Here is an 18923-nt window from a genome sequence, read left to right as displayed (position 1 = left end):
ACAGAAGGACACGCCGATGGCCAAGAAGAAATCCCGGGCGCTGCCGCCCGGTCCCGTAATGGTCGATGTGGCCGGCACCGTGCTGACCAAGGAAGAAAAGAAGCGCCTGCGCCACCCGCTGGTGGGGGGCGTGATCCTGTTCGCGCGCAATTTCGAGAACCGTCGCCAGCTCACCGAGCTGACCCGCCAGATCCACAAGGCGCGCAAGGAGCGCCTGCTGATCCTGGTCGACCACGAGGGCGGCCGGGTGCAGCGCTTCCGCGAGGACGGCTTCACGCCGCTGCCCGCGATGCGCGACCTGGGCGCGCTGTGGGACCGCGATCCGCTGACCGCCATGCGCCTGGCGACCGAGGCCGGCTACGTGCTGGCCGCCGAGCTGCGCGCCTGCGGCGTGGACATGAGCTTCACGCCGGTGCTGGACCTGGATTACGGCGTCAGCAAGGTGATCGGCAACCGCGCTTTCCATCATGACGCGCGGGTGGTGACGATGCTGTCGCGCGCGTTGATCCAGGGCCTGGCGCTGGCCGGCATGTCGGCCTGCGGCAAGCATTTCCCGGGACACGGCTTCGTCGGCGCGGATTCGCACCACGAGATCCCGGTCGATCCGCGTCCGCTCGAGCGCATCCTGAAGGACGACGCCGCGCCCTACGCCTGGCTGGGCGACGCGGTGCTGCCGTCGGTGATGCCGGCGCACGTGATCTACCCCAAGGTCGACAAGCACCCGGCCGGTTTCTCCAGGCGCTGGGTGCAGGACATCCTGCGCACCCGCCTGGGCTACGATGGCGTGGTGTTCTCCGATGACCTGACCATGGAGGGCGCGTCCGTCGCCGGCGACATCCTGGCGCGCGCCCAGGCCGCGCTGGGCGCCGGCTGCGACATGGTGCTGGTGTGCAACCGGCCCGACCTGGCCGACGAGCTGCTGGCGCGGCTCGAATTCGACCACGCGCCCGAGTCCGTGGCCCGCATCCGCCGGTTGATGCCGCGTTTCGACGCGCTCGACTGGGACTCCCTGCAGGCCGAAAGCCGTTACCAGAATGCCCGACGACTTCAATCTCAAATCGTTCCTGGCTGACCTGCCGCATCTGCCGGGTGTCTACCGACACCTGGATGCGGCCGGCGAGGTCATGTATGTCGGCAAGGCGCGCGACCTGAAAAAGCGCGTCTCGTCGTATTTCCAGAAGAACCTGTCCAGCCCGCGCATCGCCCAGATGGTGGCGAAGGTGGCGCGGCTGGAGGTCACCGTCACGCGCTCCGAGGCCGAAGCGCTGATCCTGGAAAACAACCTCATCAAGAGCCTGAAGCCGCGTTACAACATCCTGTTCCGCGACGACAAGTCCTACCCGTACCTGCTGATCACCGGCCACGACTGGCCGCGCATCGCCTATTACCGCGGCGCCACCAACAAGCGCGGCCAATACTTCGGCCCGTTCCCCAACGCCTGGGCGGTGCGCGAGACCATCCAGATCCTGCAGAAGGTGTTCCGCCTGCGCACCTGTGAGGACACCGTCTTCGCCAACCGTTCGCGGCCCTGTCTGTTGCATCAGATCGGGCGCTGCTCGGCGCCCTGTGTGGGCGCCATCCAGGCGCAGGACTACGCTTCGGACGTGCAGCGCGCGGTGCGCTTCTTGAACGGCGAGGCCAAGGACGTGATGGGCGAGATCGAGGCCCGCATGCTGGAGGCCGCCGAGGCGCTGCGCTTCGAGGAAGCCGCCGCGCTGCGCGACCAGATGGGCTCGCTGGCGCGGGTGCTGCACCAGCAGACCATGGAAAACGTCAGCGGCGAGGACACCGACATCGTCGCGGTCGCCATCGCCGGCGGCAAGGTCTGTGTCAACCTGGCCATGGTGCGGGGCGGGCGCCACCTGGGCGACAAGCCGTTCTTCCCGACCCACGCCGAGGGCGAGGCCGCGCCGCAGGTGCTGGAAGCCTTCGTGGCCCAGCACTACACCGACAACGCGCTGCCGCCGGTGCTGGTCTGTTCGCACGCGCTGCCCGACGCCGGCCTGATCGACCTGCTGGTGGAGCAGGCCGGCGGCCGTCCGTCGCGCGTGCTGACGCGGCCGCAGGGCGCGCGCCGCGCCTGGCTGGAGCAGGCGCTCAAGAACGCCGAGATGGCATTGGCCCGCGCCCTGACCGAATCCGGCGCCCGCGCCGCCCGCACCCTGGCGCTGGCCGAGGCGCTGGACCTGGATACCGACGAGGCGGCGCTGGACGCGCTGCGCATCGAGTGCTTCGACATCAGCCATACCGCCGGCGAGGCCACCCAGGCCTCCTGCGTGGTGTTCGAGCACCACGACATGCAGCCGTCGCTGTACCGCCGCTACAACATCGCGGGCATCACCCCGGGCGACGACTACGCCGCCATGCGCCAGGTGCTGACGCGGCGCTTCGCCAAGGTGGCCGACGGCGAGGCGCAGATGCCCGGGCTGGTGCTGATCGACGGCGGCAAGGGCCAGGTCGAGGTGGCGCGCCAGGTGTTCGCCGAGCTGGGCCTGGACATCCAGGCGCTGGTGGGCGTGGCCAAGGGGGAAGGGCGCAAGGTCGGCCTGGAAACCCTGGTGTTCGCCGACGGCCGCCCGCCGGTGGCGCTGGGCGGCGAATCGGCCGCCCTGATGCTGATCGCGCAGGTGCGCGATGAGGCCCACCGTTTCGCCATCACCGGCATGCGCGCGCGCCGCGCCAAGACCCGCAATGTGTCGCGGCTGGAGGAGATCGAAGGGGTCGGGGCGCGCCGCCGCCAGCGCCTGCTGGCCCGTTTCGGCGGTTTTTCGGGGGTGGCCTCGGCCAGCATCGAGGACCTGGCGTCGGTGGACGGCATTTCCGAGGAACTGGCCGAACGGATCTATGAGGCGCTGCGCGGATAAGGCTCCGGACGGCCGGGTGGCGGCCGCCCGGCGGCCCCGGGACAGCCAGTGCAACCCGGCTGATGTAGCATACGGACACTATGCCAATTAACGTACCCATAATTCTGACGTGGCTGCGTATCGCCATGATTCCGCTGGTGGTAGGGCTGTTCTACCTGCCTGAAAGCTGGTTGTCCGTGCCGGTGCGCGACACCTTTGCCGCCTGGGCGTTCATCATCGCCGCCCTGACCGACTGGTTCGATGGCTGGCTGGCGCGCCGCTGGAACCAGACGTCGGCGTTCGGGGCGTTCCTGGATCCGGTGGCCGACAAGCTGATGGTCTGCGCCGCGCTGATCGTGCTGCTGGACCTGAGCCGCGTCGATGCCTTCATTTCGCTCATCATCATCGGCCGCGAAATCACCATTTCGGCGCTGCGCGAGTGGATGGCCAAGATCGGCGCCAGCGCCAGCGTGGCGGTGCACCGGCTGGGCAAGTTCAAGACCGCCGCGCAGATGGTGGCGATTCCGTGCCTGCTGTACAACCAACCGATCCACGGCATCTCCACCAAGATGCTGGGCGACGTGCTGATCATCGTGGCCGCGGTGCTGACGGTCTGGTCGATGCTGTATTACCTGCAGCGCGCCTGGCCCGCGATCCGCGAGAAAGCGCAGTAACCCGCGGCGGCCCGGCTCGCGCCCGGGGCCGTCCTGACAGATCAAGAGCGAAGCCGGCGGGGCGAGGACCGCGACCGGCCCGGCCATGCGCCGCATTCGCCATTGGGACAACGCCGGCCTGGCCGGACGTTGCTGGAGACAACCCGCGAGCCGCCCCGGGGCGGCCGCCTTTCGCCGCTGCCCGCGGCCTTGCGCAATGACTACCGCTGCATCCCCCCTTGCCTCGGACGCCGCCGTCCGCCGCCGCGACTGGCAGATCATCCTCTTGATCGGCGTGGCGCATGCCTCGTCGCACTTCTTCCAATTGGTCCTGCCGTCGCTGTACGTGTCGCTCGGCAACGAGTTCGGGCTGGACTTCGCCCGCCTCGGCCTGCTGGTGTCGACCTTCTATGTGGTCTCGGGCATCGGCCAGGCCTCGTCCGGGTTCGTGGTGGACCGCATCGGCGCGCGGCCGGTGCTGTGGTTCGGCCTGGCCTGTTTCGTGCTGTCCGGCCTGCTGATCGGCTCGGCCACCGGCTACCCCATGCTGATGGCGGCCGCGGTGGTCGGCGGCATCGGCAATTCGGTGTTCCACCCGGCGGACTATTCCATCATCAACCACCGCATCACGGCGCCGCGCCTGGGCCATGCCTTTTCCACCCATGGCCTGACCGGCAACCTGGGCTGGGCCCTGACGCCCGTGTTCATGACCTCGATCACGCTGCTGGCCAACTGGCGCGTGGCGGCCTACAGCGCCGCGGCGCTGGTGGCCTTCGTGCTGCTGCTGACCGTGCTGGGCCGCAACCTGCTGGGCGGCGCGGAGCCGGCCCAGGCCGACGGTGCCAAGGCCGGCGCGCGCGCCGCGCCCAAGCCGCAGGAAGGCGTGCTGACGACCCTGGCCACGCTGCTGTCCAAGCCGGCGCTATGGGGCGCGTTCCTGTTCTTCGCCTGCACCTCGATCGCGCTGTCGTCGGTGCAGAACTACACCATTCCGCTGCTGGGCCAACTGTACGACCTGTCCAAGGTGGCGGCCAGCTCGGCGCTGTCCGGCTACATGGTGGCGTCGGCGGTGGGCATGGCGGCCGGCGGTTTCCTGGTGTCGGCCAACCCGCGCACCGAGCGCACGGTGATGGTGGCGCTGATCCTGGCCGGCCTGACGCTGGTGGTGCTGGCGCTGGGCCTGGTGCCGGCGCTGTTCGCCGCGCCGGTGGTGGCGCTGGCCGGCTTCTGCTCGGGCGTGGCCGCGCCGTCGCGCGACATGCTGATCCGGCGCGTGACGCCCAAGGGCTCGACCGGCTCGGTCTACGGCCTGGTGTATTCCGGCATGGACGTCGGTTCGGCGCTGGGGCCGCTGGCTTTCGGCCTGCTGCTGGACGCGGGATTGCGCCAGGGACCGTGGATCGGCGCGGGCGTGGCGTTCGCCGCCGCCGCGCTGCTGGCGCAGTGGATCGCGGTGCAGGCGCGCCGGGCCGATCCCGCCGCCGCGGTGCCGGCGCGTTCCTGACGCGTCCGCCATCGCAGCAGGCAGAACGCCGCCCTCGGGCGGCGTTCTGTTTTGGGGCCGGCGGGTTTGCCGCCGTCTTGGGAAGGAGAGCGCTTGCCGCGCCCGGGATCAGCCTTGCACCTCGATATGGGCGGCAATGGCGCGGCCGATGTCCTCGGTGCGGGCCTGGCCGCCCAGGTCGGGCGTGCGCGGGCCGTTCTTCAGGCAGTGTTCGATGGCGGCCAGGATGGCGTCGTGTGCGTCCTGGCTGCCCAGGAACTGCAGCATCAGCGCGCCCGACCAGATCATGGCAATGGGGTTGGCGATGCCCTTGCCGTAGATGTCCGGCGCCGAGCCGTGCACGGGCTCGAACAGCGACGGGAAGGCGCGCTCCGGGTTCAGGTTGGCCGAGGGCGCGATGCCGATGGTGCCGGTGCAGGCCGGACCCAGGTCCGACAGGATGTCGCCGAACAGGTTGGAGGCCACCACCACGTCGAAGCGCTGGGGCTGCAGCACGAAGCGCGCGGCCAGGATGTCGATGTGCTGCTTGTCGGTCTTGACGTCGGGGTACTGCTGGCCGACGGCGTCGGCGCGCTCGTCCCACCAGGGCATGCTGATGGCGATGCCGTTGCTCTTGGTGGCGATCGTGAGCTGCTTGCGCTGGCGCTGGCTGGCCAGCTCGAAGGCATAGCGCATGACGCGGTCGGTGCCGTGGCGGGTGAAGACCGATTCCTGGATCACGATCTCGCGCTCGGTGCCGGGGAACAGGCGGCCGCCCAGGTTGGTGTATTCGCCTTCGGTGTTCTCGCGCACGATGAAGAAATCGATGTCGCCCGGGCGCTGGCCGCCCAGCGGGCACGGCACGCCTTCAAACAATCGGACCGGACGCAGGTTGATGTACTGGTCGAACTCGCGTCGGAATTTCAGCAGCGAACCCCACAGCGACACGTGGTCCGGCACCGTGGCGGGCCAGCCGACCGCGCCGAAGAAGATGGCGTCGTAGCCCTGCAATTGTTCCTTCCAGTCGGGCGGCATCATTTCGCCGTGCTGCGCGTAGTACTCGCAGTTGGCCCAGGGGAAGGTGTCGATCTGCAGCGCCAGGCCGAAGCGGCGGGCGGCGGCCTGAACGGCGCGCAGGCCTTCGGGCAGGACTTCATTGCCGATGCCGTCGCCGGCGATGGCTGCGATTTTGTGGACGTGGGACATGCGGAACCTGAAAAGAAAAGGGGAAGGGCGTCCCGCGCCGCGCCGTCGGGCGCGTTGCAGGGGATGGCAGCCATGGTAGGTGTCCCCACAGTCCATCTACAATGGGCTACTGCGTGAAATTACCCTGCACGAATCGTGAATAATGACCTGCTCCCCGCCGACCTGCGCGTATTCAACGCGGTGGTGCGCGCCTCCAGCTTTTCGCGCGCTGCCGAAGACCTGGGCATGTCGGCCGCCTACGTCACCAAGCGCATCCGGCTGCTCGAGGCCAGCCTCGGCACGCCGCTGTTCCATCGCACCACGCGGCGCGTGGTCGTCAGCGAGGCGGGCGAGCGCGTCTACCACTGGGCCCAGCGCATTCTTGACGACGTCGAGCACCTGGTCGAAGAAGTCGGCGTCACGCGCCGCGAACCGCGCGGCCTGCTGCGCATCTGCAGCAGTTTCGGCTTCGGGCGGCGGGTGGTGGCGCCGGCGCTGTCGGCGTTCGTGTCGCGCCATCCCGCCGTGCAGGTGCGCTTCGAGGTGTTCGACCGCCTGGTCGACGTGGCCGCCGAGGGCTACGACCTGGACGTGCGGGTCGGCGACGATATCGCGCCGCACGTGATCGCGCGCAAGCTCGCCGCCAACCACAGGCTGCTTTGCGCGGCGCCGTCATACCTGGCCGAACGCGGCGCGCCGCGCAAGCTGGACGACCTGGCCGCGCACGACTGCCTGGTGATCAAGGAGCGCGATCATCCCTTCGGCGTCTGGCGCATGCGGCGCGGCGAGCGCGAGCACACCGTCAAGGTGCGCGGACCGCTGTCGGCCAACAATGGCGAGATGGTGGTGCAGTGGGCGGTGGACGGCCGCGGCATCATCCTGCGCTCGGCCTGGGACGTGGGCCCGCTGATCGCCGCCGGCAAGCTGGTGCCGGTGCTGCCGCAGTACCGCCAGGAGGCCAACATCTGGGCGGTGTACCCGGCGCGGCTGAACGCCTCGGCCAAGGTGCGGGTGTGCGTGGATTTCCTGGAGGCGCATCTGCGCCAGCTCGACGCCAACGACTGACGCGATCGGGTCGCGCGGCCCGCCGGCCTGGCGGATCGAGGCAGTCAATTCGGATTGCGTCAGGTCAAGCCGCCGTTGCGGGGCGCGCCGACGCGCCGGCGCCCTTGACGCATCGCAAGTCGCCCGCCGGCCGGCTCCGATGTAATGACCTTTGTATGGATAAGGTTATTCAACAGGAGAAAGCCATGAGAAAGAAGCACGCGATGCTCGCGGCGGGTGTCGTCATTGCGCTGTGGGCGGGCCAGGCGTCGGGCGCGCCTCGCCAGGAACCGATCCAGCCGATCGAGGCGGCGGTGGTCAAGGACCCGGCCAAGGTGGAACTGGGCAAGAAGCTGTTCTTCGACCCGCGCCTGTCGCGCTCGGGCGCGATCTCCTGTAATTCCTGCCACAACCTGGGCATGGGCGGCGCGGACAACCTGAAGGCGTCGATCGGCCACAAGTGGCAGCAGGGTTCGATCAACTCGCCCACGGTGCTCAATTCCAGCCTGAACATCGCCCAGTTCTGGGACGGCCGCGCCAAGGACCTGCGCGAGCAGGCCGGCGGCCCGATCGCCAATCCGATGGAAATGGCCTCCACCCACGAACTGGCGGTGCAGGTGCTCAATTCCATTCCGGGCTACCGCGCCGAGTTCAAGCAGGTGTTCGGCAAGGACGGCATCACCATTGACGAGGTGACGGGCGCGCTGGCCGCCTTCGAGGAAACGCTGGTGACGCCGAACTCGCGCTTCGACCAGTGGCTCAAGGGCGACGACAAGGCGCTGACCGTCCAGGAACTGGCCGGCTACACGTTGTTCAAGAACAGCGGCTGCGTGGCGTGCCACAACGGCGTGGCGGTGGGCGGCAACTCGTTCCAGAAGATGGGGCTGGTGGCGCCGTACCAGACCGACAACAAGGCCGAGGGCCGCGCCGCCGTCACCGGCAAGGACGCCGACCGCTTCAACTTCAAGGTGCCGACGCTGCGCAACGTGGCGTTGACCTATCCGTATTTCCATGACGGCGAGGCCGCCACCCTGACGCAGGCGGTGGACGTGATGGGCCGCCTGCAATTGGGCCGCACCTTCACGCCGGACGAGAACGCGCAGATCGTGGCGTTCCTGAAGACCCTGACGGGCGACCAGCCGGCGATCCAGTACCCGCTGCTGCCGCCTTCGGCGGACGACACGCCGCGGCCGGCGCCGTTCGTGAAGTAGGGAGGCGGGCGGCGCCGTCGGGGGCGCCGCCTGTGAAGGGCGTCGTTCGCCTCGGGGCGGACGACGACCGTTTTTACTGGCGCACCGTGCGCACGTCGGCCGGCGGCGCCGTCTCGACGTTGCTGCGCCACGGGTTGATGTCCAGCCCGCCGCGCCGCGTGTAGCGCGCATAGACCGTCAGTTGCTCGGGCGCGCAGGCCTGCATGATGTCGGTGAAGATGCGTTCCACGCAGTGCTCGTGGAACTCGGCGTGCTGGCGGAATGAGATCACGTAGCGCAGCAGCGACTCGCGGTCGATCGGCTTGCCGCGGTAGCGGACCTGCACGCTGGCCCAGTCGGGCTGGCCGGTCACCGGGCAGTTGGATTTGAGCAGGCGCGAGCACAGGGTTTCCTCGACCACGTCGCCGGCGCGCGTGCGCAGCAGCTCGGGCGCCGGCTCGTAGGTGTCGATCTCGATGTCGAGCTTGTCTATATAGATACCGTCCAATTCGCCCATGCGCAGTTCGCCAAAGCGCTGCGGCAGGATGAAGTCCAGCCCCACGGGCGCGCCGGCGGCGGCGCTCAGGTCGCGTTCCAGGCGGCCGCGCAGGGCGGCCGAGTTGACCAGCCGGGTCTGGTTGAACGAGTTCAGGTACAGCTTGAACGACTTGGACTCGATGATGTTGGGACTGTCGGCCGGCACCGAGAACGTGGCCATCGCCACCCGCGGCTTGCCCTTGGCGTCGAGCCATGACAACTCATAGGCGTTCCACAGGTCCACCCCGGTGAACGGCAGCGGGCCGCTCGCCAGGTTGAGCGCCTCGCGGTTGTGGGCGCGGGCGATGGGGAACAGCAGCGAGGGGTCGTATTGCGAGACGTAGGTCACGCTCTGGCCCAGCGGGCCGTGAGACAGCGTCATGGAAAGGTCGTCGGAAAACGTGGAGATGACCGCATTGTAGGCGGTTGCGAAGGGCCTATTTTTCGCATCATGAAACGCCGCTCCCGGCATGTGAAAGTTCGTGCTGCGCCGCCGCGCGAGGCCATTTCACGGATGACAATCGCGTTCCGCAATGCGGAATTATTTAAATAAGTCATTGATTTATATAAATAATATTTTTCCTCTTATATAAGAGGCGCGGCCACATTGCTCCGCAGCACAGGCATAGACTTTCTCCAACGATTCACGCAATGCAACCCCGAAGTTTTCTTGCCTTTTCAGCCATAGACCAAGGAGCATGACCATGAGCCACCGCGAAACCGAAATCCGCAATCTGCAGAAAGACTGGGCCGAGAACAGCCGCTGGCAGGGCATCAAGCGCGACTACAGCGCCGAGGATGTCATCCGCCTGCGCGGCTCGATCGCCGTCGAGCACACCCTGGCCCGCCGCGGCGCGACCCGCCTGTGGGAGCGACTGCACAGCGAGCCTTTCGTCAATTCGCTGGGCGCCCTGACCGGCAACCAGGCCATGCAGCAGGTCAAGGCCGGCCTCAAGGCCATCTACCTGTCGGGCTGGCAGGTGGCCGGCGACGCCAACCTGGCCGGCGAGATGTACCCCGACCAGTCGCTGTACCCCGCCAACTCGGTGCCGCAGGTCGTGCGCCGCATCAATAACTCGCTGACCCGCTGCGACCAGATCCAGTGGATGGAAGGCAAGAACCCGGGCGACGAGGGCTACATCGATTTCTTCGCGCCCATCGTGGCCGATGCCGAGGCCGGTTTCGGCGGCGTGTTGAACGCCTTCGAGCTGATGAAGGCCATGATCGAGGCCGGCGCCTCGGGCGTGCACTTCGAGGACCAGTTGGCGTCCGTGAAGAAGTGCGGCCACATGGGCGGCAAGGTGCTGGTGCCGACCCGCGAAGCCGTGGCCAAGCTGGTCTCGGCGCGCCTGGCGGCCGACGTGATGGGCACGCCCACCGTGCTGCTGGCCCGCACCGACGCCGACGCCGCCGACCTGGTGACCAGCGACGTCGACGAGAACGACCGTCCTTTCATCACCGGCGAGCGCACGGTGGAAGGCTTTTTCCGCACCCGCGCCGGCATTGACCAGGCGATCTCGCGCGGCCTGGCCTACGCGCCGTACGCCGACCTGATCTGGTGCGAAACCTCCACGCCCAATCTGGAATACGCCCGCAAGTTCGCCGACGCGATCCATCGCCAGTTCCCGGGCAAGCTGCTGGCGTACAACTGCTCGCCGTCGTTCAACTGGAAGAAGAACCTGGACGACGCCACCATCGCCAAGTTCCAGCGCGAGCTGGGCGCCATGGGCTACAAGTTCCAGTTCATCACGCTGGCCGGCTTCCACGCGCTGAACTACGGCATGTTCGAGCTGGCCCACGGCTACGCCCGCCGCCAGATGAGCGCCTTCGTCGAATTGCAGCAGAAGGAATTCGCCGCCGCCGACCTGGGCTTCACCGCGGTCAAGCACCAGCGCGAAGTGGGCACCGGCTACTTCGACGCCGTGACCCAGACCATCGAGGGCGGCCAGTCCTCGACCACCGCGCTGACCGGCTCGACCGAAGAGGCGCAGTTCGAGCACGGCAAGGAGCAGAAGGCCGCCTGAGCCGGACGGGATTGATTGTGCAGTTGCAGTTGTAGTGCTGTTGTAGGGTGGATTCGGGGTGCCTTCGGGCACCCTCTTTTTTTTGGGCGGGCGCCGTCGCGCGATGGGAGCGGCGTCCTACGGCCCGGCTGCCGCCGCGTTACCCGCTTCTTCCCTTAGCCATTCGGTGAACGCCTGGATAGGGGGCGGGCTCAGGGTGAACGGTTCGGGGAGCACCAGACAGAAGGCCTTGGAGACGGTTTTTGCCTGGGGCCATGGCGCTACCAGCCGGCCCATGGCGATTTCGGTTTCCACGTAGAGCCGCGGCACCAGCGCCACGCCCAGTCCGGCCAATGCCGCTTCGATCAGCATGGCATGCAGGTCATAGCGCACGCCCAGCGCGGCGTTGGCCAGGGGGATGCCGGTTTCCCGCGCATACCGCTGCCAGGCGTCCGGATTCTGCCGCCGGTGCAGTCGCGGCAGGGCGTCCAGGGCCATCGGACCGGCGTCGCCTTCCACCAGCGCGGGATGGCACACGGGGATCAGCACTTCGTCGAGCAAATGCTGCGTATGCATTCCAGTCCAGGCCGGATGCGCGAAATGGATCGCGGCGTCGAACCCGCTGCCGGCCAGGGCAAACGGCTCCAGTCGCTCGGCCAGATGCACGGCGATGTTCGGGTGCTGCCGCTGGAATCGCGGCAGGCGCGGAATCAACCAACGCATGGCGAAGGTGGGCACCGTGGCGATGTCAAGGTTGGCGCTGTCCTGCCGTTGCCCGATCAGGTATTGGCTGTCCCGATCCAGGCGGTCGAGCAGTTCGCGCACCTGGGTTGCGTAGCGCGCGCCGTTGGGCAGCAGCCGGACGCGGTTACCGATCCGCTCGAACAATGGAACGCCGAGAAAGGCTTCCAGCCGGCCGATCTGGCGGCTGATGGCGCCTTCGGTGACGGCCAGTTCGTCGGCCGCGCGGGCGAAGCTGCCATGGCGGGCGGCCGCCTCGAAGGCCATTAAGGAAGTATTGCTGGGAATCCTGCGGCGCATGGGGCGAGTTCCGGTTTGCCTTGATGTTTGCTCACTGAAGCATACCGAAAAATCGTTTTATGGCGTCTTTTTCCGGCCCTACCATGATGAAACCTCAATTAAGGCGCCGGACACGAAACATGGCCGGCCGCGACCGAACCCATGATCTACACCGTCGAATGCAGTTTCTCGGACCCCGCCAGCGAAGGGGCCTGGAATGATTTCTACAGCCTGAAAAAGCTGCCCGCGCTCATTTCCGTAAGCGGTTTCCAGACCTCGCAGCGCTTTCAGGCGCTGAGCTCGGGTTGCCCGACCTACCTCGCCGTGCATTCGATCGACGGGCTCGAGGTGTTGCTCGGCGAGGAATATCGGCAGAAGGGCGGCGGCAACTTCGCCCGCTGGCAGCCGCACATCACGGACTGGCACCGCAATCTCTATGCCGGCCTGGCGCGAGCCCCCGCCATTGCCGCGGACGAAACCCTGCTGGTGAGTGACGTCGGCGCCGAACCGCTGGTCGCGCTGGGCCTGACGCCCGCCGCCATGCACGCCGTGGCGCTGGACAAATCGCCCGGGCACCGGTGGCTGGCGAAGTGCCCGCGGGGCGCGGATGGCCAAGCCCCCGCACTGCCGTCCGGCGTGCACCGCTATGCGCCGATGACGGCGCAGTTGGCGAATGCGCGCGGGGCCGGCCGCGATGCGTCGAAGTAGCGCCGCCATGCCCAACGTGACATTTTTCTTCGCGGCGCCATGCATGCCGGCCGACCGCGATCTGGCGGAGTTGGCCGAGGCATGCACGGGGCTGTGCGTTGACGTGCTCGGCGCGGCGCTGGAGAACGTGCACATCATCAACCTGGCGGTTCACCCCGGGCGCGGGCTTCCGGCATTCGCGGAAGTCCAATTCCGGCTCGAACCGTTCCGCCCGCCCGCCGTGATGGAGGCCTTCATGGCGGGGCTGGATGAGGCCATCCTGCGCATCACGGGGCTGACCGCGCGCATCCGCTGCTTCGGCCATGCGGCAGGAGCCATCCATGCGCGCCATTGAGCATTCTGGAGGATCGCCATGCAACCCATGACCTTGCCAAGCCTGCGGATCGGTGAGTTCTCGATCACCGCCATCAGTGACGGATACCTGTCCGCCGCCCTTGAATCGCTCTCCAACATCGACCCGGAGGATGCCGCCAAGCTGCAGCGCGACGCGGGCGTCTCCGACCCCGGCGCCATCCATATCAATGGCTATCTGGTCCGGGGCAGGGGCCGCACGCTGCTGATCGATGCGGGCGCGGGCGGATTCAAGCAATGGGGCGGCAAGCTCCTGGCCAACCTGGCGTTGGCCGGCGTGCAACCCGGCGACGTCGATACGGTGCTGCTGACCCACGCGCATCCCGATCACATTGGCGGATTGCTGGATGCCGCGGGGCGGGAAGTCTTTGCGCGGGCCGAGCTGGTTGTACATGCGCGGGAGGTGGCGTTCTGGCAAGACGATGGCAATCTCGCGCGGGCCAGCGAGCGCGCACGCGGCAACTTCCAGTTCGCCCGCGAGGTGTTCGGCGCGTATCGAGCCAGGATGCGCACGTTCACGGGCCGCGAGGTCCTGCCCGGCATCGACGCGGTGCCCCTGCCGGGGCATACCGCCGGGCACTCCGGCTTCCGTATCGAGTCCGACGGACGGAGTGTGCTGGTCTGGGGGGACATCGTGCATTTTCCGCAGATCCAGATCGCGCGCCCCGATGTGTCGATCGCCTTCGACCAGGATCCGACCCTGGCCGCCAACACGCGCTCGGCGCTGCTGGACATCGTCAGCGCGGATGGGCTCCTGGTTGCCGGCATGCATCTCGGCGAACCCGGCTTTGCCCGTATCGCGCGCCAGGGCGACGGCTACCGCATCGCCTACGAGACCTGAGCGGGACGGCCCCGGTTGTCTCAGGCGGGGCGGCCGTTCGAGGCCAGGTAGGCACTGGGCGCCTGGCCCAGCGCGCGCCGGAACGCGCTGGTGAAGGCGCTCGCGCTGGCGTAGCCCAGGTCCAGCGCGACGCGGGTCACGGGCTGGCCCTGGCTCAGGCGCTCGATCGCGGCCAGCAGGCAGGCCTGCTGGCGCCAGGCGCCGAAGCTGATGCCGGTTTCGGCGCGGAACTGGCGGGTGAAGGTGCGCCGGCTCATGCCGGCCGCGGCCGCTATCGTGTCCAGGTCCGTCGTGATCGACGGCGCCGCCCATAGCGCGCGGCAGGCGCGCGCCAGGCGCGGGTCGGCGGGCAGCGGCGCGTGCAGCGACAGCGCCGGCATGGCGGCGATTTCGGCCGCCAGCAGCGCCATCAGCTTGCCGGCGCGGCCGTCCAGGTCGTAGAGCGCGGGCAGGTCGATGGCTTCATCGAGCAGGTGGCGCAGCAGCGGCGAGACGGCGTGGACCCGGCATTCGGCGGGCAGGCCCAGGGCCTGCGCGGCGGGCGCGGTGAGAAAGGTGTTGAGCATGGTCACCGCGCCGCTCATGGTCATCTGGTGATCCATGCCCGCCGGCACCCAGCAGGCGCGTTGCGGCGGCACCAGCCAGCGGCCCGTCGGCGTGGCCACGCTGATGGCGCCGCGCGCGGCGTAGGCGAACTGGCCGCGGCGGTGGGCGTGCAGCGGGAAGGTCAGGCCGGCCGGGTAGTCGCAGGCCGTCACCACCACGTCGCGCGGAATGTCCTCGTAGGGATCGACCAGGGTATTGCGCATGGCCTGGATTCTACAGTGAATGACCCGATATCGAAGGCGGGCCGCAGGCGCCCGGCCTACGATGCCGCCATTGTCCATCGCGTTCGCTGCCCTGCGGCGGCGCATCGCCACACTCCAGGAGCCGACATGGCCAACACTTTCCATCGCGTGGGCCACGGCCCGCATCCCGTCATCGTGCTGCACGGCTGGTTCGGCGACGCGCACGCCTTCGAGCCGATCGAACCCTGGCTGTCGGGCGCGGACTTCAGCTACGTCTTCATGGACTACCGCGGCTACGGCGGCATGCGCGAGGCGGCCGGCGAACATTCGATCGACGAGATCGCCGCCGACGCGCTGGCGCTGGCCGACGTGTTGGGGTTCGAGCGCTTCAGCCTGGTGGGCCATTCGATGGGCGGCATGGCGATCGAGCGGGTCGCGGCGCTGGCGCCCGAGCGGGTGCGCGCGCTGGTGGCGGTGGCCCCGGTGCCGTGCGGCGGCGTGGCCATGGCGCCGGCCACGCGCGCGCTGTTCGACGGCGCGGCCGCGGACCTGGCCGCGCGCCGCGCCATCATCGACCGCAGCACCGGCGGGCGCCTGCCGGCGGCATGGGTGGCGTGGAAGGCCGACTATTCCGCCGCGCATTCGTCGGCGGCCGCGTTCGCCGCGTACCTGCCCGCGTGGGTCGGCACCGATTTCAGCGACCGCATCGACGGCCGCCATCCGGTGCTGGCCCTGGTGGGCGAGCACGATCCGGTGTTCACGCCGGCGCTGATGGCCGCGACCTATGCGCGGCGCTATCCGCGCACGACAGTCGAGGTGCTGGCCAATGCCGGGCACTATCCGATGAATGAAACGCCGCTGGCGCTGGCGGCGGCCATCGAGCGCTTCCTGCGGACCTCTGCCGGGGACTGAGCGCGGCGCACGCGGCGCTGCGGTCAGCCCGTTGCCGTCAACCGGCGGCGCGCATCGCCGCCAGGCATTCCGCCAGCGGCGGCACGGCGCGCGCCAGCGCCTCGACGGCGGCCGCGTCGACCCGGTCCTGCGGCGGGATCTCGGCCAGCACCCGCACATTGCCGAAGCGTTCGATCGCCTCGCGGTTGCCGGCCGACAGCGGGCCGCTCATGATCACGCCCAGCACCGGGATGGCGCGGCGGCGCAGCGCCTCCAGGCTGAGCAGGGTGTGGTTGATGGTGCCCAGGCCGCTGCGCGCGGCCAGCACCACCGGCATGCCCAGGCGCGCGATCAGGTCGATCATCATGTGGCTGTCGTCGATCGGCACGTACAGGCCGCCGGCCCCTTCGACAATCAGGGGCGCGGTCGTGGCGGGCGGCACGATGGCGGTGGCGTCGATCACCGCGTCTTCCAGCGGCGCGGCGGCCCACGGCGACAGCGGCGCCTGCAGCACGTAGGCCGGCAGGTGCAGGCGCTCGGGCGGCAGTTGCGCCAGGCGCGCGACAGTCTCGGTGTCACCCGGTTCCTCGGCCACGCCGGTCTGCACCGGCTTCCAGTAGTCGGCCTGCCAGGCGCGCGCCAGGATGGCCGAGACCAGGGTCTTGCCGATGCCGGTGTCGGTGCCGGTGACGAATACGCCGTGGGCGCGGGAGTCAGTCATGTTTCTTCCAGATTCCATAGGCCAGGTGATAGGTCACCGTGGCGCCTTGTTTGTCGAACTGCGCCAGCACCCGCCGCAATGCGGCCGGGCCCAGCGGCGCGGTGCCGGGCGCGGGCGTGGTGGCGCCGATGCCCTTGAGCGCCTTGAGGAAATGCAGGCCGTCAGGATGATCTTGTATCAGCCGTTCGCTGTGCACGCCACCGGCCAGATCGGCCATGGCCGGACGGATGGCGCCGCTCGGCGGATAGCGTGGCGTGGCGGCGGCCAGGCCGACGGCGTCATGGGCGGCGCGCCATTCCTCGAACGTGCCTTCGGCCAGCGTCGCCACCGCCAGGTGACCGCCGGGCGCGAGCAGGCCGGCCAGGCGGCCCAGGCCGCCGTTCAGGTCGGCGAACCACTGCACCGCCAGGCTGGAGCAGATCAGGTCATACCCGCCCGGCAGGTCCCGGGGGTGCTCGCCGTCCAGCACCTGGTAGCGGGCGGTGCCGGGCAGCGCCGGACCTTGTCGCGCCCGCGCCAGCATGGCGGGCGAGATGTCGGTCACGGTCCAGTCCGCCGGCCCCAGCCGTGCGGCCAGCGCCCGCGTCAGCAGGCCGGTGCCGCAGCCGATCTCCAGGATGCGCGGACGCGGCGGCAGCGGCAGCCGGCCGATCGCGTCGGCCAGCCGCCCGGCGGTGATGCGCTGGGCGGGGGCATGGTCGTCGTAGCGCGCGGCGGCGGCGCCGAAGCGCGCGCCGACCCGGGCATTGCGCAGGTCGGCGCTCATGCGGCGGGCGCCACGCGGGCCAGGAAGGCGCGGATGCGCCGCGCGCACCAGTCGGTGTCGGTCAGCGGCAGCAGGTGGCCGCCGTGCTCGCGCCAATGGATCTCGATGGCGGCGCCGAAGCCCGCCGTCGTCATCGGCGCGGTGGCGATCGGGTCGGCCGTGCCCGCCAGCGCCAGCAGCGGCATCGGCAGCGCCGCCAGCGCGGCGCGCTGGTCGGCGTCGCGCAGGAACCGCAGGTCGCGCGCCAGCGGTTCGACCTGGGGGACGCCGATGGCGCTGGTGTCGCCGCAGCGCTGGCGGAAATCGCGCAGCACGGTTTCCGGCTGCGCCGCCAGGCGGTTCAACATGCGGTCCAGCATGCGCGCCGGCACGCCTTCGGGGAAGTCGTCGGCCGCGCCGAAGCGGGCAAAGCCGTTGATCGCCACCAGGCCCAGGCAGCCGGGCGGCGGTTCGCCCAGCAGCCGCAGGGCGCCCAGCGAGTGGCCGATGGCCAGCACCGGGCCGGCGGGCGCGGGCGTATGGGCCGGCCCGAAATAGCCGGCGTCGGCCACGGCCTGCGGCCAGTCGGCCAGCGCGCCGGCCAGCGGGTCCCAGAATGCGGCGTCGAAGGTCCAGCCATGCACGAACAGCAGGGTGGGGCGGACAGGAGCGGCGGCCAGCATCAGGCGAGCGCGGCCGTCAGGCCGTCGATCAGTTGGTCGACATCGGCGTCGCGGTGCGCCGCGCTCAGGGCGATGCGCAGGCGGCTGGTGCCGGCCGGCACGGTGGGCGGGCGGATCGCCACGGCCAGCAGGCCGCGTTGTTCCAGCGCCGCCGCCAGCGCCAGGGCGCGGGCCTCGTCGCCGACGATGGCGGGCACGATCTGCGTGGACGAGTCGCCGCTGTCCACGCCCAGGCCGCGGAGCGCGGCCCGCAGGCGTTCGCCCGAGGCGGCCAGCCGGGCGCGTTCGGCGTCCAGCGTGGGCACCAGGTCGAGTGCGGCGTCCATCGCGCCCAGCACGGAAGGCGGCAGGGCGGTGGTGTAAATGAAGCCGGAACAGGCGTTGACCAGGTAGTCGCAGAGCGCGCGCGAGCCGGCCACGTAGGCGCCGAAGCCGCCCAGCGCCTTGCTGAAGGTGCCCATGGCCAGGTCGATGCCGCCCGGCGCCAGCCCGGCCAGCCCCATGCCGCCCGGTCCCAGCACGCCGGTGGCATGGGCTTCGTCCAGGTAGACAAAGGCCTGGTAGCGCTCGGCCAGCGCCGCCAGCCGCGCCACGTCGGTGCGGTCGCCGTCCATGCTGAAGACGCTTTCGGTGACGATGAAGCGCGCGGCGGGCGGCGCTGACGGGTCGGCGCGCGCCGCCAGCAAGGCTTCCAGGTGGTCCAGGTCATTGTGGCGGAAGCGGATCTGCCGCACGCCCGCCGCCTGGCAGCCGTGGTGCAGGCTGGCGTGGTTGAGCTTGTCGGCGTAGACCTGCACCTCGCCCTGGCCGGCGGCCGCGCGCAGCAGCGCGGGCAGCACGGCGGCGTTGGCCTGCCAGCCGGAGGCCAGCAGCAGCGCGGCCTCGGTGCCCTTCAGGCGGGCCAGCTTGGCCTCGACCTGCTCGTGCAGGTCGAGATTGCCGCACACCAGCCGCGAGGCCTGCGCGCCGGCGCCGTGGCGGGCGGCCCATTCGCGCGAGCGCTCGATCAGCAGCGGGTGCTTGGACAGGCCCAGGTAGTCGTTGCTGGAGAAGTTCAGCGCCGGGACGCCGTCCAGCGCGATGCGGCCGGCGGGCGCGGCGGCGGCGGTGCGCAGCCGGCGGCGCACGCGGCGCGATTCGGCTTGCGCCAGTTCGGAAGAAAAGAGGGGATCCAGCTTGGACATGACGATTTCCTGCGGCGGCCGTCGGCGGGGGCGTCCCGCAATCGGGCCGCGGC

At 69.6% G+C, this 18923-nt stretch carries 17 protein-coding genes and 1 pseudogene; 11 read left to right on the top strand and 7 right to left on the bottom strand.

Annotated features, from left to right (window positions below):
- Positions 1 to 16 precede the first annotated feature (16 nt).
- The 4 genes from nagZ to ACUDCK_RS20810 all read left to right on the top strand — a co-directional run bounded on the left by nagZ (position 17) and on the right by ACUDCK_RS20810 (position 5000).
- Entirely contained in the window at positions 17 to 1072 is a 1056-nt protein-coding gene (gene nagZ / locus ACUDCK_RS20825; protein ID WP_049072757.1) for a beta-N-acetylhexosaminidase, read from the top strand.
- Entirely contained in the window at positions 1035 to 2864 is a 1830-nt protein-coding gene (gene uvrC, locus ACUDCK_RS20820; RefSeq protein ID WP_049072758.1) for an excinuclease ABC subunit UvrC, read from the top strand. The genes nagZ and uvrC overlap by 38 nt, the downstream gene beginning before the upstream one ends.
- An 80-nt stretch (positions 2865 to 2944) precedes the next feature.
- Positions 2945 to 3517, top strand: coding sequence for a CDP-diacylglycerol--glycerol-3-phosphate 3-phosphatidyltransferase (gene pgsA / locus ACUDCK_RS20815; RefSeq protein ID WP_006390551.1), 573 nt, complete (start codon positions 2945 to 2947; stop codon positions 3515 to 3517).
- 196 nt (positions 3518 to 3713) lie between these two features.
- Positions 3714 to 5000, top strand: a complete 1287-nt coding sequence (locus ACUDCK_RS20810) for an MFS transporter (protein ID WP_175143989.1) — start codon at positions 3714 to 3716, stop codon at positions 4998 to 5000.
- 108 nt (positions 5001 to 5108) lie between these two features.
- Here the strand turns inward: ACUDCK_RS20810 and ACUDCK_RS20805 are convergent, their stop codons facing one another.
- Entirely contained in the window at positions 5109 to 6185 is a 1077-nt protein-coding gene (locus ACUDCK_RS20805; protein WP_175166558.1) for a tartrate dehydrogenase, read from the bottom strand.
- Between the two features lie 135 nt (positions 6186 to 6320).
- On the opposite strand from ACUDCK_RS20805, the gene ACUDCK_RS20800 reads away from it, so the two are divergent.
- Positions 6321 to 7229: a LysR substrate-binding domain-containing protein gene (locus ACUDCK_RS20800; RefSeq protein ID WP_006384814.1), complete on the top strand. Its 909-nt coding sequence runs from the start codon at positions 6321 to 6323 to the stop codon at positions 7227 to 7229.
- A gap of 185 nt (positions 7230 to 7414) precedes the next feature.
- Positions 7415 to 8419 (top strand): cytochrome-c peroxidase, encoded by a 1005-nt coding sequence (locus ACUDCK_RS20795; RefSeq protein WP_054503220.1) that lies wholly within the window; start codon positions 7415 to 7417, stop codon positions 8417 to 8419.
- 73 nt (positions 8420 to 8492) lie between these two features.
- On the opposite strand, the gene queF is transcribed toward ACUDCK_RS20795, so the two are convergent.
- Entirely contained in the window at positions 8493 to 9317 is an 825-nt protein-coding gene (gene queF, locus ACUDCK_RS20790) for an NADPH-dependent 7-cyano-7-deazaguanine reductase QueF (RefSeq protein WP_054503219.1), read from the bottom strand.
- Between the two features lie 322 nt (positions 9318 to 9639).
- On the opposite strand from queF, the gene aceA reads away from it, so the two are divergent.
- A complete protein-coding gene (aceA, locus tag ACUDCK_RS20785) occupies positions 9640 to 10959 on the top strand; it encodes an isocitrate lyase (protein ID WP_064523506.1) in 1320 nt (439 codons plus the stop codon).
- A 117-nt stretch (positions 10960 to 11076) separates the two neighbouring features.
- Here aceA and ACUDCK_RS20780 read toward each other — a convergent pair whose 3' ends face one another.
- Complete coding sequence (locus ACUDCK_RS20780; RefSeq protein ID WP_064523509.1) at positions 11077 to 11979, bottom strand: LysR substrate-binding domain-containing protein; 903 nt, start codon at positions 11977 to 11979, stop codon at positions 11077 to 11079.
- Positions 11980 to 12120: 141 nt separating this feature from the next.
- On the opposite strand from ACUDCK_RS20780, the gene ACUDCK_RS20775 reads away from it, so the two are divergent.
- From ACUDCK_RS20775 to ACUDCK_RS20765, 3 genes are read left to right on the top strand one after another with little or no spacing between them, the layout of a single operon-like run.
- On the top strand, positions 12121 to 12666 hold the full coding sequence (locus ACUDCK_RS20775; RefSeq protein WP_064523511.1) for a hypothetical protein: 546 nt from the start codon (positions 12121 to 12123) through the stop codon (positions 12664 to 12666).
- Between the two features lie 7 nt (positions 12667 to 12673).
- Positions 12674 to 13000: a hypothetical protein gene (locus ACUDCK_RS20770; RefSeq protein ID WP_063581311.1), complete on the top strand. Its 327-nt coding sequence runs from the start codon at positions 12674 to 12676 to the stop codon at positions 12998 to 13000.
- Between the two features lie 18 nt (positions 13001 to 13018).
- Positions 13019 to 13858 (top strand): MBL fold metallo-hydrolase, encoded by an 840-nt coding sequence (locus ACUDCK_RS20765; RefSeq protein ID WP_054503215.1) that lies wholly within the window; start codon positions 13019 to 13021, stop codon positions 13856 to 13858.
- Positions 13859 to 13878: 20 nt separating this feature from the next.
- On the opposite strand, the gene ACUDCK_RS20760 is transcribed toward ACUDCK_RS20765, so the two are convergent.
- Positions 13879 to 14667, bottom strand: a complete 789-nt coding sequence (locus ACUDCK_RS20760; RefSeq protein WP_175143993.1) for an AraC family transcriptional regulator — start codon at positions 14665 to 14667, stop codon at positions 13879 to 13881.
- Between the two features lie 126 nt (positions 14668 to 14793).
- Here ACUDCK_RS20760 and ACUDCK_RS20755 point away from each other — a divergent pair, with 126 nt between their 5' ends.
- Positions 14794 to 15558, top strand: coding sequence for an alpha/beta fold hydrolase (locus ACUDCK_RS20755; RefSeq protein ID WP_175166559.1), 765 nt, complete (start codon positions 14794 to 14796; stop codon positions 15556 to 15558).
- A 37-nt stretch (positions 15559 to 15595) separates the two neighbouring features.
- Here ACUDCK_RS20755 and bioD read toward each other — a convergent pair.
- The 3 genes and pseudogenes from bioD to bioF form a co-directional block, all read right to left on the bottom strand.
- Positions 15596 to 17024 (bottom strand): annotated as a pseudogene (gene bioD, locus ACUDCK_RS20750) (dethiobiotin synthase).
- The gene (locus ACUDCK_RS20745; RefSeq protein ID WP_175166560.1) at positions 17021 to 17686 is read right to left on the bottom strand and encodes an alpha/beta fold hydrolase; all 666 of its coding nucleotides are present in this window, start codon (positions 17684 to 17686) and stop codon (positions 17021 to 17023) included. The pseudogene bioD and the gene ACUDCK_RS20745 overlap by 4 nt, the downstream one beginning before the upstream one ends.
- Positions 17686 to 18870 (bottom strand): 8-amino-7-oxononanoate synthase, encoded by a 1185-nt coding sequence (gene bioF, locus ACUDCK_RS20740; RefSeq protein ID WP_175166561.1) that lies wholly within the window; start codon positions 18868 to 18870, stop codon positions 17686 to 17688. The genes ACUDCK_RS20745 and bioF overlap by 1 nt, the downstream gene beginning before the upstream one ends.
- Between the last annotated feature and the right edge of the window lie 53 nt (positions 18871 to 18923).

It is taken from the genome of Achromobacter sp. CF-sbj1-Ac2-l, assembly GCF_052698165.1.
Note: the sequence above shows the minus strand (reverse complement) of the source record. Positions and strands in the feature narration are given on the sequence as shown.

Coding starts and splice junctions, on each gene's coding strand:
- aceA (WP_064523506.1), top strand. CDS start 9,640: ATGAGCCACCGCGAAACCGAAATCCGCAATCTGCAGAAAGACTGGGCC.
- ACUDCK_RS20765 (WP_054503215.1), top strand. CDS start 13,019: ATGCAACCCATGACCTTGCCAAGCCTGCGGATCGGTGAGTTCTCGATC.
- pgsA (WP_006390551.1), top strand. CDS start 2,945: ATGCCAATTAACGTACCCATAATTCTGACGTGGCTGCGTATCGCCATG.
- ACUDCK_RS20795 (WP_054503220.1), top strand. CDS start 7,415: ATGAGAAAGAAGCACGCGATGCTCGCGGCGGGTGTCGTCATTGCGCTG.
- ACUDCK_RS20745 (WP_175166560.1), bottom strand. CDS start 17,686: ATGCTGGCCGCCGCTCCTGTCCGCCCCACCCTGCTGTTCGTGCATGGC.
- ACUDCK_RS20760 (WP_175143993.1), bottom strand. CDS start 14,667: ATGCGCAATACCCTGGTCGATCCCTACGAGGACATTCCGCGCGACGTG.
- ACUDCK_RS20810 (WP_175143989.1), top strand. CDS start 3,714: ATGACTACCGCTGCATCCCCCCTTGCCTCGGACGCCGCCGTCCGCCGC.
- ACUDCK_RS20775 (WP_064523511.1), top strand. CDS start 12,121: ATGATCTACACCGTCGAATGCAGTTTCTCGGACCCCGCCAGCGAAGGG.
- nagZ (WP_049072757.1), top strand. CDS start 17: ATGGCCAAGAAGAAATCCCGGGCGCTGCCGCCCGGTCCCGTAATGGTC.
- ACUDCK_RS20755 (WP_175166559.1), top strand. CDS start 14,794: ATGGCCAACACTTTCCATCGCGTGGGCCACGGCCCGCATCCCGTCATC.
- bioF (WP_175166561.1), bottom strand. CDS start 18,870: ATGTCCAAGCTGGATCCCCTCTTTTCTTCCGAACTGGCGCAAGCCGAA.
- uvrC (WP_049072758.1), top strand. CDS start 1,035: ATGCCCGACGACTTCAATCTCAAATCGTTCCTGGCTGACCTGCCGCAT.
- ACUDCK_RS20805 (WP_175166558.1), bottom strand. CDS start 6,185: ATGTCCCACGTCCACAAAATCGCAGCCATCGCCGGCGACGGCATCGGC.
- queF (WP_054503219.1), bottom strand. CDS start 9,317: ATGACGCTGTCTCACGGCCCGCTGGGCCAGAGCGTGACCTACGTCTCG.
- ACUDCK_RS20780 (WP_064523509.1), bottom strand. CDS start 11,979: ATGCGCCGCAGGATTCCCAGCAATACTTCCTTAATGGCCTTCGAGGCG.
- ACUDCK_RS20770 (WP_063581311.1), top strand. CDS start 12,674: ATGCCCAACGTGACATTTTTCTTCGCGGCGCCATGCATGCCGGCCGAC.